Annotated in this window: 12 protein-coding genes, 1 tRNA gene and 1 pseudogene; 10 read left to right on the top strand and 4 right to left on the bottom strand. The window is 72.9% G+C overall.

The features are described 5' to 3' along the window. Positions 1-162: 162 nt before the first annotated feature. Positions 163-870 carry a response regulator transcription factor gene (locus ACZ3OF_RS19460; protein WP_361648057.1) on the top strand — a complete coding sequence of 236 codons (708 nt, stop codon included), beginning with the start codon at positions 163-165 and terminating at the stop codon, positions 868-870. An 8-nt stretch (positions 871-878) separates the two neighbouring features. On the opposite strand, the gene ACZ3OF_RS19455 is transcribed toward ACZ3OF_RS19460, so the two are convergent. Both ACZ3OF_RS19455 and ACZ3OF_RS19450 read right to left on the bottom strand, forming a co-directional pair. Then, positions 879-1,676, bottom strand: a complete 798-nt coding sequence (locus ACZ3OF_RS19455) for a CAP domain-containing protein (RefSeq protein ID WP_467305780.1) — start codon at positions 1,674-1,676, stop codon at positions 879-881. A 464-nt stretch (positions 1,677-2,140) separates the two neighbouring features. Beyond that, a complete protein-coding gene (locus tag ACZ3OF_RS19450) occupies positions 2,141-2,467 on the bottom strand; it encodes a hypothetical protein (protein ID WP_361680168.1) in 327 nt (108 codons plus the stop codon). On the opposite strand from ACZ3OF_RS19450, the gene ACZ3OF_RS19445 reads away from it, so the two are divergent. From ACZ3OF_RS19445 to ACZ3OF_RS19420, 6 genes are all read left to right on the top strand, one after another. Continuing rightward, positions 2,460-2,681, top strand: coding sequence for a hypothetical protein (locus tag ACZ3OF_RS19445; protein WP_361680170.1), 222 nt, complete (start codon positions 2,460-2,462; stop codon positions 2,679-2,681). The two genes, ACZ3OF_RS19450 and ACZ3OF_RS19445, sit on opposite strands and share 8 nt — an antisense overlap. Before the next feature lie 268 nt (positions 2,682-2,949). Continuing rightward, positions 2,950-3,726 (top strand): thioredoxin family protein, encoded by a 777-nt coding sequence (locus ACZ3OF_RS19440; RefSeq protein WP_361680174.1) that lies wholly within the window; start codon positions 2,950-2,952, stop codon positions 3,724-3,726. Then, on the top strand, positions 3,726-4,325 hold the full coding sequence (locus ACZ3OF_RS19435; RefSeq protein WP_361680177.1) for a TlpA family protein disulfide reductase: 600 nt from the start codon (positions 3,726-3,728) through the stop codon (positions 4,323-4,325). Before ACZ3OF_RS19440 ends, ACZ3OF_RS19435 begins: the two co-directional genes overlap by 1 nt. Then, complete coding sequence (locus tag ACZ3OF_RS19430) at positions 4,322-5,104, top strand: cytochrome c biogenesis CcdA family protein (protein ID WP_361647916.1); 783 nt, start codon at positions 4,322-4,324, stop codon at positions 5,102-5,104. The genes ACZ3OF_RS19435 and ACZ3OF_RS19430 overlap by 4 nt, the downstream gene beginning before the upstream one ends. A 169-nt stretch (positions 5,105-5,273) precedes the next feature. Further along, positions 5,274-5,840, top strand: coding sequence for a hypothetical protein (locus ACZ3OF_RS19425; RefSeq protein ID WP_361680180.1), 567 nt, complete (start codon positions 5,274-5,276; stop codon positions 5,838-5,840). Between the two features lie 209 nt (positions 5,841-6,049). Continuing rightward, complete coding sequence (locus ACZ3OF_RS19420; RefSeq protein WP_467305775.1) at positions 6,050-7,507, top strand: HAMP domain-containing sensor histidine kinase; 1,458 nt, start codon at positions 6,050-6,052, stop codon at positions 7,505-7,507. 197 nt (positions 7,508-7,704) lie between these two features. Here ACZ3OF_RS19420 and ACZ3OF_RS19415 read toward each other — a convergent pair whose 3' ends face one another. Beyond that, the gene (locus ACZ3OF_RS19415; RefSeq protein ID WP_361680186.1) at positions 7,705-8,040 is read right to left on the bottom strand and encodes a DUF2267 domain-containing protein; all 336 of its coding nucleotides are present in this window, start codon (positions 8,038-8,040) and stop codon (positions 7,705-7,707) included. A 289-nt stretch (positions 8,041-8,329) separates the two neighbouring features. On the opposite strand from ACZ3OF_RS19415, the gene ACZ3OF_RS19410 reads away from it, so the two are divergent. Next, positions 8,330-8,944 (top strand): hypothetical protein, encoded by a 615-nt coding sequence (locus tag ACZ3OF_RS19410; protein WP_467305773.1) that lies wholly within the window; start codon positions 8,330-8,332, stop codon positions 8,942-8,944. Between the two features lie 41 nt (positions 8,945-8,985). Here ACZ3OF_RS19410 and ACZ3OF_RS19405 read toward each other — a convergent pair whose 3' ends face one another. Further along, a complete protein-coding gene (locus ACZ3OF_RS19405; protein ID WP_467305771.1) occupies positions 8,986-10,188 on the bottom strand; it encodes a carboxylate-amine ligase in 1,203 nt (400 codons plus the stop codon). A gap of 274 nt (positions 10,189-10,462) precedes the next feature. On the opposite strand from ACZ3OF_RS19405, the gene ACZ3OF_RS19400 reads away from it, so the two are divergent. Next, positions 10,463-10,542 (top strand) — tRNA-OTHER (locus ACZ3OF_RS19400). A 357-nt stretch (positions 10,543-10,899) separates the two neighbouring features. Beyond that, positions 10,900-12,026: pseudogene (locus tag ACZ3OF_RS19395) on the top strand (PP2C family protein-serine/threonine phosphatase); the annotation flags it as partial. Positions 12,027-12,089: the final 63 nt, after the last annotated feature.

The following is a 12,089-nucleotide window of genomic DNA, read 5'->3' as shown; positions in this document are numbered from 1 at the left end:
GGCCCGCTCCGAAGGGGCCATGCCTGCGGGATGGGGTTCTCCGGTACCGGGTGTGCGGGGCAGTGGTCCATGGGATCGGTTGTGATCCGGGAGGTTTCGCCCGGAATCGGGGCCTGGTGAGGGCTGTCCGGAGGGCGGACGGTCGGTTGTAGGGTGTCCGCCATGCCCTGCGTACTCGTGGTCGAAGACGACCCCAGCATCCGTGCCTCGCTGATGGAGATCCTCGCGGAGCACGGCCATGCGGTGCGCAGCACGGGCGATGGGTTCGGCGCGCTGCGCGAGGTCGCGCAGGGTTCGGTGGACGCGGTGGTGCTGGACCTCGGCCTGCCCGATCTGGACGGCGGCGACGCGCTGCGCATGATCCGCGGGATATCGAACGTGCCCGTGGTGGTCGCGACCGCCCGCGACGACGAGAGCGAGATCGTCAAGCTCCTGAACGCGGGCGCCGACGACTACCTCGTCAAGCCGTTCTCCGGGGCGCAGCTCCTGGCCCGGCTCTCGGCGGTGCTGCGGCGCACCGCGGTCCCCGCCGCGGTCGCCGGGCAGGCCCCACCCGTCGATCCGACGAGTCTGGTGACGGTCGGTGAGCTGACCGTGGATCCGCCGGCGCGTTCGGCTTATCTGGCGGGGCGTGAACTGGTCCTCACGCGCCGGGAGTTCGACCTGCTGGCCTTTCTTGCCCGGCACGCCGGCACGGTGGTCTCCCGGCATCGGCTGCTCGCGGAGGTCTGGCAGGAAGCCTACATCGAGGACCAGACCATCGACGTGCACGTGTCGGCGCTGCGTCGCAAGCTCGGCGAGCGGGCCTCGGCACCGCGGTATCTACGCACCGTGCGCGGGGTGGGCATCAAGCTGGTGGCGCCGCACTGAGGAGGGGCTCAGGAGGGAGTGCCGAAGTTCTGGGTCCACCAGGGGCCTCCGTCGGTGCTGACGCCGACGCCGATCTCGGTGAAGCCGCAGTTGAGGATGTTGGCCCGGTGGCCGGGGCTGTGCATCCAGGCGTCCATGACGGCGGCCGCGTCGGCCTGTCCCTTGGCTATGTTCTCGCCGGACCGTGACCAGGTGTATCCGGCCGCCTCGATGCGGTCCTGCGGCTGGGAGCCGTCGGTTCCCGTGTGGGAGAAGTTGCCGGTGGCGGCCATGTCGTCGCTGTACTTCTGCGCCGCCTCGGTGAGGTCCGCGTCGACCGTCAGGGCCTTGCAGCCGGCCGTGGCACGTTCGACGTTCACGAGGCGTACCACCTCCTCGGCCTCGCCGCCGCCCGCCGGGCGCGTACCGCTGTCGCGCTCGGTGGCCGGCGGCTTTACGGTGGCCGGGGGCGCGGGCCTGGGCTTCCGCGCGCTCTGGGACGCGGAAGGTCTGGCCGCCTTGGCGGTGGCCGATGGCGGTGGAGTGGCCGATGGGGTCGTCGGCGTGGCGGAGGGGGTCGTCAGGGTGGGCAGGGCGGCCGACGCGGACGTCGGTCCGGTCGGCGGTGCGGTGGTCGGCGTCGGGTCGGGCGAGTCGCCGCCCATGGCGACGGACTCGGCCTTGTCGTGCGCGGAGCCGACGAGTTCGGCGCCTGCCAGGCCGCCGGCGGCGACGGCCAGGATACTGAGGCCCGCCACGGTGGCTGTGACGCGCGGGTTACGCGGGGCGCGGTGTCCGCGACGTCCGTGGGCGGCTCGGGAGCTCATCTCGGTACTCCTCCAAGGGGTTCGGTTACGGGGTGGACCTGCGGGGTGACCGGCACGGGCCGGGCGCGGCGGCGCGGATCGGCCGACCCTGTCAGTACGGCCGGGTTCGTGCGGCGGAGAGGCGCCGCCGGTTGCCGTGACGGGAGCGTAGGCGTACTTGAGCTGCGAAAACGCCGTCTGAGGGATGCGCTCAGGAGGACCTAAGCATCAGCTCAGGTTCGGTCCCCGCCTGGGGGCCCGACCGAGGGGCGATATGCGGGGCGAACCTCGAGGCGGAATGCGGGGGCCCATGTCGCCCCGACCGCGTCCGCCACCTTTCCGTACGCCTCGGGGCGGAGGCGGGGCCCCGAGCCCGACCGGTCGCGGCCGGCCCGTCCGGGACGCGTGCGCCTCTCCGTGAGCGAGGGCGGGGTCCGTGGTGCGGTGGGCGTCGGCCACACTGATGCGGTGCCACGCCTCCTGCGCTATCTCCTCATATGGCTGTCGTGCACCGCAGCCAGCGTCACCGCGGTGATGCTCACGGTGTACTTCGTCATCGGCCTGACCCGACCGACCCCGCCCGCCGCGCGGTCGGTCCAGGCGGTGTACCCCTCTCCGTCCGTCCTCGTCGGGGTGCCGGCCTCGTCCGTCGCGACCACGCCGAAGGCGCCCCCCACCACGCCCACGTCCCCCTCGTCACCGCCGCCGACCACCCGTACGCCCTCGCCGTCGCCCTCGGACACGCGGGCGCCCGTCCCGCCCACGCCCCGGCCGTCGGCTTCGAAGTGCAGCGGCGGTCCCGGGTTGCACACGGTTCCCTCCGAGGGGGGGAAGGTCACCGTCCAGTACGGCCGCGACAGCGTGTGCTTCGTCTCGGCCGTTCCCGATCCGGGGTTCCGCACGAGCACCAATCAGAGCGATCCCGGCACGCTGGTGGTCGTCTTCACCAGCGACGACCACCGTTCGCAGATCACGGCGACCGTCGTACCGAGGGCGCAGGCCAGCGTGCGCGAGACCCGGCTGTAAGTCCTCGGGCCGACGCCGCGGTCGGCCGGAGAACCCGGAGAACCCCTGGTGGAGGGCGTGCGGTCGCGAACCTGAGCAGTTCCTTAAGCGTGCCTGATGGGTGGCATCAGGACGGTCCAGGACGCGTTTTCGGCACCTAGGCTCACGGTCGGTCAGGACGATCGCTCCGGCCCCGGCGGACACGACGCCGGGCCGCGTCCTGCGCCCGCTCCGGCATCGGCCGCCTCCAGGCCCCGGAGAGCTCACCGACTCAAGGGGTTGATCCGTCATGGCCGCACATCGGCGCAGACAGCGCACCGCCGGCATTCAGGGCCTCGTCCGCTTCTCGGCCGTCTCCCTCACGGTCGCCTCCGCCGCCGTCGCCACGGCCTGGGGAATGGGCGGCTCGAAGAACGACGCGGCGCAGAACGTGTCGGTGGCGGCGGCTCCGGACGCGCCCGCCGACCAAGGCACCGGCACACCGGTGCCCATGGAGGCGGCCGCCTCCCCCACCGGCGCCGCGACGTCGGTCCCGCCGAGCCCTTCCGCCTCCTCGCCCGTGGCCAAGCGTTCCGCGGCGACGACCAAGGCCGCCCCTCGCCCCGCCAGGACGACTGCGGCTCCCGCCCCGACCAAGCCCGCGGTGAAGAAGAGCGCGCCCGTCTCCGGCTCCTCGGGTTTCACCAGCGGCTACCCGACCGGTGCGGACGCCCGTGGGGCCGTCAAGGCCGCGGTCGCCGCCGCCAAGGCCGACGGCAAGAAGGTGCTGATCGACTTCGGCGCCAACTGGTGCGGCAACTGCAAGGCCGCCGACCGGGTGTTCGCCACGAGCGGCGTGGGGGCGGTCCTGGACGCCTCGTACCACGTGGTCAAGGTCGACATCGGCAGCCAGGACTCCTCGGCCTTCGACCTCCTGCGCGAATACTGCTCCGGCGAGGGCGCGTACAAGATGCCCGTCCTGGTCGTTCTCGACGGCAACGGCAAGGTGGTGACCGAGACGCACTCGACCGGCAACCCCGAGCTGACCGAGACCGGCCTCGGCGCGTTCCTGCGGAAGTGGGCCTGATGACGGCCCGCGGCCACAGACGCGGCGCGTCGGCGGCGGTCGCCCTGTTCCTCCTCGCCCTCACGGCCACCGCCTGCGGCGGGGGCGCCGTGGCGGGCGCGGACGGCGGCGTGCCGGGAGCGGGCACCGTCGAGACCGCGGCGGTGCTGCCGGTCGCCGAACGCCCCTCCGCGCCCGACACCTCCGGCCGGGACCTCACGGGCCGGGACCTGGCGCTGCGCTCGTACCGCGGCAAGGTCGTCGTCCTGAACGTGTGGGGCTCCTGGTGCGCTCCTTGTCGCGCCGAGGCCGCCGACCTGGAGGCGCTGCGCGGTGCGCAGGCGGCGCGCGGCGTGGAGCTCCTGGGCGTCAACGTCCGCGACCGTTCCACCGGGCCGGCCCGGGAGTTCGAGCGGACCTACGGGCTGCGGTACCCGAGCATCCACGATCCCGACGGAAAGCTGCTGCTGGCCTTCCCGCCCGCGCTGCTCAACCCGCAGGCCATCCCTTCCACGCTGGTCATCGACCGGCAGGGCCGGATCGCCGCCGCCGTCTCCGGTCCGGTCACCCGCGCGCGGCTGGAGCCCCTCGTGGACCGGGTCGCCGGCGAGGACTCATGACCGGCCCCACGTGGGCGGCGCTCGCCGCCGGGCCGGCCGCCGGCGCGGTGTCGGGCACCCTGCTCCTCGCCGTGCCGGTGGCCGTGGCCGCAGGCCTGGTGTCCTTCCTCTCTCCGTGCGTCCTCCCGCTCGTGCCGGGCTACCTGAGCTACGTCACCAGCCTGTCGGTGTCCGACCTCGCCGAGGCGGACGGCGGGCGGCGCGGACGGATGGTCGCCGGAGCGGCGCTGTTCGTCCTGGGTTTCAGCGGCGTCCTGGTGTCCGGGGGCGCCCTGTTCGGCTTCGTCGGGCGCAACCTGCTCGCCTACCAGGACGGCATCACGCTGGTCCTCGGCCTGTTCACCGTCGTCATGGGGCTCGCGTTCGCGGGCTGGCTGCCCGGCTTCACCCAGCGCGAGCTACGCAGCAGCCGCCGCCCCTCGTTCGGCCTGGCCGGTGCGCCCCTGCTGGGCGTCGTCTTCGGCGTGGGCTGGACCCCGTGCATCGGGCCGACCCTGGCCGCTGTGCAGGCCCTGGCCTGGAACGAGGCCAGCGCCGGGCGCGGCGCCCTCCTCATGGTCTGCTACTGCGTGGGGCTGGGCGCGCCCTTCCTCCTCACCGCACTCGCCTTCCAGCGCGCCCTGCGCGCCTTTCGATGGGTCAGGAACCACCACGGAACCGTCATGCGGGCCGGCGGCGCACTTCTGGTCCTCGTCGGCGTCCTGCTGATCACCGGACTGTGGACCGACCTGGTGTACGCGTTGCAGGTAAGGCTGCAGGGCACGACCGCGGCCCTGTGAGCACCGGTACCCGAGTGCCACCGCCACTCGTCGCCCGGGAGAGCCCGACTCCCGCTGCGCACCGTACGGCTGCACTCCCCCGCACGCAGGAGGGCCGGTCGCGCCTCCGGCGTGCGGCCCACCTCCCCGAAACACGAGAAAGACCCGGAAAGACGACATGAGACACCCCATGACCTCCCCCCGCCTTCCCCGCGCCGCGCGCACGCGCCTCGCCTGGGCCGGCGCCGCGCTGCTGGCCGCCGCCTCGCTGACCGGCTGCGGCGAGGAGTCCGTGCCGTCGCACGCCGCCGCCGTGACGCAGTTCAACGAGAACGGGGTCACCGTCCGGCTGAGCGTGGCCGACTGGAAGTCCGACGCGGGGACCCTGGTCGCCACGTTCACGCCCGACGAGGCCGGCTTCCACCTCTACAGCACCGCGCTCCCCGCCGAGGGCGTCGAAGGAGTGGGGCGGCCGACCGAGGTCCGTCCGGTCGGTTCGGTTGCCACCGCCGGTGAGATGACGGTGGACAAGCCGGTCAAGAGCATCAAGGTGCCGGGCGTGCGCGCCGCCGTACCGGTCTACCCCGACGGCGCCGTGACGGTGACGCTGCCGATCCGGGCGACCGCTCCGGGCGAGGCGAAGGTGCTGATCGGCTATGCGAGCTGCAGTTCGACCGAGGGGTGTACGATCCCGGTGGCCGACCGGGCGGTGTCCCTGCGGACCGGCGGGGACGGCCTGTCGTTCGGGACCTCCTGACGGCCCGTCGCCCCGGATGACGGGGCCGGTGACGGCACACACCACTCCCGGAGGACGTCGTACCGGGAGACCTCCGGCGGCCCGTCGCCCGGACCCAGATCCGGACCCGAATCCGCCGACCGTGGCGCTGCGCGCACGGCTACCCGTTGGAGCGCTGCACCCGTGAACCGAGGGCCCCGAAGACGCCGCGCCGAGCCCGGGGCCCCGCGGTGAGGCGCTCCCTGGCGGGGGTGGCCCTGGCCGTCACCTCCATGGTGGCGCTGTCGTTCCTGATCCCGCTGGGACTGCTGGTGATGTCGCTCGCCCGCGAGCAGAGCATCACGGCGGCCGAGCAGAGCGCGGCGGCGATGGCTCCGATATTGGCCCTCACCACGGACGCGGCCGAGCTGCGTGAGGCGGGGGCGGGGCTGCGCGCGGCCGAGCACATGGTCATCCATCTGCCGGACCACAGCACCGTCGGCGGCGCGGGGCACGCCCCGCCGGATCTGCTGGGCCGGGCCGAGGAGGAACGCGAGTCCATCTCCCGGGACGTGCCCGGCGGCTGGATCTACCTGCAGCCGGTGATCCTGCCCCAGGACCGGGTCGCGGTGGTGGAGAACTTCGTGCCCGACGACGACCTGACCCGTGGTGTCGTCCTGTCGTGGAGCGTCATGGCCGGTCTGGCGGTCATCCTGCTCGGCGGCTCCGTCCTGGTCGCCGACCGACTCGGCTCTGCCGTCGTCACGGCGGCGAAGCGGCTGGCCGAGGGGTCACGCCGGCTCGGCGCGGGCAACCTCGACACCCGCGTCCAGACGAAGGGGCCGCCGGAACTGAAGGAGGCGGGCACGGCCTTCAACACCATGGCCGACCGTATGACGGACCTGCTCGCCGTCGAACGGGAACTGGTCGCGGACCTGTCCCACCGGCTCCGTACCCCCCTGACCGCCCTGCACCTGGCGGTCGAGCGGATCGCGCCGAGCGCCGACACCGGACGCATCCAGACGGCCGTGGCCGAGCTGGAGCGGGAGCTCAACGCGATCATCGCCGAGGCTCGCACGCCGCTCGCCGTCGGCCCGATGGGCCGGGCGCTGCGGGGCGAGGAATCGCCCGACGGGCCGCGGGAGGGCAGGGATCGCTGCGAGGTCGCCGACGTCGTCCGTCGGCGCGCGGCCTTCTGGGCCGTGCTCGCGGGTCAGCAGGACCGTCCCTGCACACTGCAGATCACGGACGAGACGACCCCTGTCTGCCTCCCCGAAGCGGACATCACGGCCGTCGTGGACGCGCTCGTGGGCAACGTCTTCCGGTACACGTCCCGGGGCACCGCCCTGGAGGTCTCCGTGTGCCGTACCGCCCACACCGTGGAACTGACCGTTCACGACGCCGGCCCCGGCATCGCCGACCCGGACGGTGCCCTCGCCCGCGGCGGGAGTACGGGCTCCACCGGCCTCGGGCTCGACATCGCCCGGCGCGCGGCCCTCGCCGCCCGGGGCGCCGTACGCATCACGCGCGGTCCGCTGGGCGGTGCCCGCGTGGCGGTCACGTTCCAGTTGTCGACGGACCCGGCGCCGGGGCGTCCGCGCTCACGCCGCAGGGGTAGGAGGGCGGCCGCGGCTCGGACGGCGCCGGGCGCGGCGGGCGCGGCGGGCGCGGCGGGCGCGGCGGGCGGGCGAAACGCCCAAGGGCTATGACGAATACCCTTCTGCGTGCGAGTGGGAGCCGGGCGTGAGAAGAACCGTGGAGCGCATCTCCGCCGTCGCCCTGCCCGCCAACCCGACCGTCGGCCGCCCTGCCGCCGCTTCCCCAGGGCGAGCAGCGGGGGCGACCGCCCCGTTCTCCTCGGGCGTCTACTCCCCCGGGCGGCGTGTCCCGCGACGGCGCAGGCTACTCAGACTGTTCGAGTCGGCGTGGGATCTGTCCGGCCGAACAGGCCGGCGTGACCCGGCGGAAGCTGAGTGAGGATGCGGTGCAGCAGCGCGTCGTCGGCGACATCGGCCACGGCGCCGAGCACCGCTGTGACGGCTCGTCGGGCATCCACCGCGTCGATGCCGTCGCGAGCGGCCACTGCCTCGCCCTTGCCGACGTCCAGGCCGAGGAAGGCGCCGATGTCACTCGTGTCGATCACGTGCGTCCTCCGGTCGTCCCCGCCCGGCCGTCCCACGGCACCGATCGCCACATCCACATGACGAAGAGCCTCCCGACCTGTGGAAACGCCGGTGGTCATGCCCCTGATCAGCGGTCTGTCGATGCCTCCGGAGCCGGTGACACCACCCCCCAGGCCATGCGTTCGACAGGGGGAGAAAGTCATGCCAACTCCGGAGGCCGGGCGCCCCATTGCGGGGCAACCAAAACGGTAACGGGGGTTGCCGCCACCGGCGAGGCGGACATCCAGGGTGAGGCGGCGGGCGATCTTGCCGCTGTCACAACCGCCGATACCACCCCGAGGGATCGCACGAGAGGGGCGATGCGTACCAGGGCGGGTATCGGGGGGTCTTCCGGGCACACGAGAGGTCATGCACGGACAACATGCGCGTCCCAGCAGCAGCGTTCTGTTCGGCCCGACTCCCGAAGCCCGGACGTCGCCGCCCGGCCGCACCGGCGCCAAACACTCGCGCCGCAGCCGGCTCACCGGCCGCCTGCGCCGACGTATCCTCGCCTACCGGGCGATCGACTTCCTGTCCACGCACGTCCCGGACACGTCCGGGCCTGGCGAGGAATGCCTGCTCCTCGTCCACATCCGCCAGGTCGTCGGCCAGGTCCACTACCGGCTCTGCACCGATTGCGCCCAGGGTGTCATCACCGCCGTCGTCATCGACGAGCGCTTCCACAGCACGGGCCTAGGCACACGCGCACTCTCCCACCTGCGCTCCCGCCACCCGGGACTAGCCTGGCGCAGCACGCTGAGCAAGCGCACCACCCGTGATCTCCTGCGCCGGATGCGGATTCCCACGACCACCTCTGCCGCGCCGTGTCCCCACGCCCACGAGACAGCCTGCCCCCGGCCCCCTGCGGACTCGGCCGGCCACAGCGACACCACCCCGAACGGCAGAGGCACCGGATGGGCCATGGCGATCGTGCCGGCCGAGCCCCAGGGCCGGTCTCCGGATGGTGCGGCACGAGGACGATGAGGACGAGGTGGCCATCACGCTCACGCCCGTTGCCGGCTCCGTCAGTCCGGCTTGCGGTCGGTGTGGCCGTTCGGAGTGGTGGTCGAGATGAGGTGGTCGACGACGTCGGTGAGGCTGCCGCGGCGGCGGTGGGCGGTGCGCTGGGCGTCGGATCGGCTGCCGTGGGTACGTAGGCGTGACCAGAGGGTGTGGACGAGTTCGGTGTCGCCGTGTTGATGGAGCGCCATCCGGATGTGAGTGAGCAGCTGGCCCATCTGGGTAACGGTGGGGGTCAGTCGGCCGGTGAACAGGTCGATGCCGTCGCCGGCGAGGCCGTCGCGGGCCGCGCGCCAGCAGGCGGCCCTGAGCATCTCGGGATGGGGGCGAGGCGCCGGTTCTCCGCCATGGATAGCCGTAAGGGCGGTGGCGGCCAGGGCTCTGACGAGGCCGGCGAGGAGGACGGTGTCGTCGGCGGTGGCGGTGGCGTCGGCGGCGCGGATCTCCAGGGTGGAGACGTGGTGTGAGGGCCTGATGTCCCAGTACAGGCCGCCCCGGTCCATGACGGCGCCTGTGGTGAGGAAGCCGGAGACGAGGTCCTCGAAATGGTTGGCGGACTCGAAGTAGGGCGGGGGTCCCGAGACCGGCCACCGTCCCCAGGTGGTCGTGCGCCAGCTGGCGTAGCCGGTGTCCCGCCCGGCCCAGTACGGGGAGTTGGCCGCGACGGCGATGAGGAGGGGGACCCACGGGCGGAGGTGGTTGCTGACCTCAAGTGCGGTGGCCAGGTCGGGGACGCCGACGTGGATGTGGCAGGCGCAGGCGACCTGCTCGTCGTCCAGCCCCCGGAACATGGCGGCGCTGCGGGTGTAGCGGGCCCCGTCGGTCAGGGGTGGCGGTCCGGGCGGAGCGAGGACGGGTGTTCCGGTGGAGACGATACGCAGGCCCTGCCGTGCCGCTGCGCGGGCGAGGGCTTCGCGGGCGGACCCGATCTGGTCGGCGAGGTCGGCGAGGTGGGTGTGGGGATCGGTGCGTGTCTCGACCTGGTAGCGCGTGAGTTCAGGTCCCACGTGGTCGCCGAGGTCGGGTGAGGCTTCGGCCACGACCTTTTCGGCGGCAGCACTCAACTCGCGTGATACGGGGTCGACCAGAAGGAACTCTTCTTCGACACCGACGGTCAGCGGCCCGCTCTCCTGGGAAATGGGGCGGCTTCGGCCTTGGCTTGCGGTGGAGGGTTGTGTGGTGGACGACGTGTGCCCTCTACTCGTCATGGTGACCATGCTGTCACGCGTGGTGAGCGTCGGGTCAGATGGCGAAGGCGTCGTTGCTCGCCCTCCTTGCTTCCCCCCGGCACCACATCGGGGAGGGCTGTCGCATACGGTTCTCAGGCCCGCACTCACGCCGAGGCCCCGACCTGGATCGCGAACCGGCGGTCCAGGAGATGAGGGGGAGGCGTGCACAGGGGCGCCCCGAACGGGGGCATGGCGTGCGGGCGCGGATACTCCGGTGCCCCGGCCACGCGCTTCTGTGTACCCTGCCGAGGAAGTCGCCTTCGTCTAGCGGCCAAGGACGACGTACACCGGCTTGCCGGATGCGTTACCCGGGTTCGACTCCTGGCGGCGACCGCTCCTCACTGCGGGCTGCGGGACAGGCGGGGGCAGGCCTCTGCGGTAGACGGAATCTGCCCGCAGGCTACCGACACCGGGGCCAAGCTCCAGCTCGGCCGGAACGCGACACGGCCTGATATCCGGCATCGCGCCGCGTTCTCGATGCCGCCGGCGCCCGCGACGCCGTCAGCGCGCTGCGCTGCGGCGTACCCATGGTGTGTGGTGTCGAGGGTGCTCGGCCGTCTGAGCTAGAGGATCGCCGCCGCCGCTGCCGCGGTCGACCACGGCAGCGGCAGCGGCAGGCAAGGTTGTTCTCGGTCCGTCCGAGGAGTCGCCGATCACCGGCTCAGGCATCAATGGGGGGATCAGGCGTACATCAGCCTGTCGGGGCGGACGCGGAGCCAGCTCATCGGCCGCTTCCTGTTCGACGTGTTCCCCGACAACCCCGGCGATCCCGCCGCGACCGGTATGCGCAACCTGTACGCCTCCCTGCGCCGCGTCGCAGCCAGCGGGGAGCCCGACACGATGGCGTTGCAGCGCTACGACGTGGAGGACTCCGTGCGGCCCGGGGTGTGGCAGGAGCGGTACTGGAGTCCGGTCAACGTCCCCGTCCTCGCCCCCGACGGCACGGTGGCCCTGGTGCTGCACCGGGTCGAAGAAGTCACCGAACTCATCCGCGCCCGCGCCGGGCGCCCGGAGGGGGCCGTGCCCGGGTCCTGGAGGCCGAGCTCTACACCCGCGCCCGGGAACTGCAGGAGGTCAACGAGCGCCTGCGCAAGGCCCACGCCCGCGAGCGCGAGGTCGCCCTCCACCTGCAGGAAGCGATGCTGTCGGCGCCCCGGCCGCTCGGCCAGCATCGCGCGGCCGTACGCTACCGGCCCGCCAAAGGAGCGCTGAACGTGTGCGGCGACTGGTACGACCTTGTCGACATGCCCGGCAGCAACCGGACCGCCGTCGCGGTCGGCGACGTCGTCGGCCACGGACTGCGCGCCGCCGGCGTCATGGGCCAGCTCCGCAGCGCCCTGTCGGCGGCCTCCCGTGTCGCCACCGGCCCGGCCCAGGCCCTCGACGTCCTCGGCCTGTACGCCCGCTCGGTCGAAGGTGCCGAATCCACCACCGCGGCGTCCGTCTTCGTCGACTGGAACGCCCGCACCCTCACCTACAGCAGCGCTGGCCACCCCCCGCCCGCCCTGTGTCGTCCCGACGGCACCGTCACCTTCCTGGACCAGGCTGCCGATCCACCGCTGGGCGCCAGCCCGGACCACGTTCCCCGGCCCCAGTCCCAGGCCGTGTTCACCGACGGCTGCGTCCTCCTCCTCTACACCGACGGGCTCGTCGAACGCCGCCACGAGGACATCGACACCGGCCTCGCGCGCCTCGCCGGCTCGGTCGCCCGCCACCACGCCACCGACCCCGACACCCTCGCCGACGCACTCCTGGGATACCTGATCCCCCCGGCGGGTCTCACCGACGACACCGCCCTCATCGTCATGCGGCTGTGACGACGCGCGCACCTGCACGAGGTGCGCAACGCCCGGGATCACTCCCACCGACACCGCACTACC

This window comes from Streptomyces sp. NPDC022552 (assembly GCF_055561875.1).
This window is presented reverse-complemented; position numbering and strand designations above follow the sequence as displayed.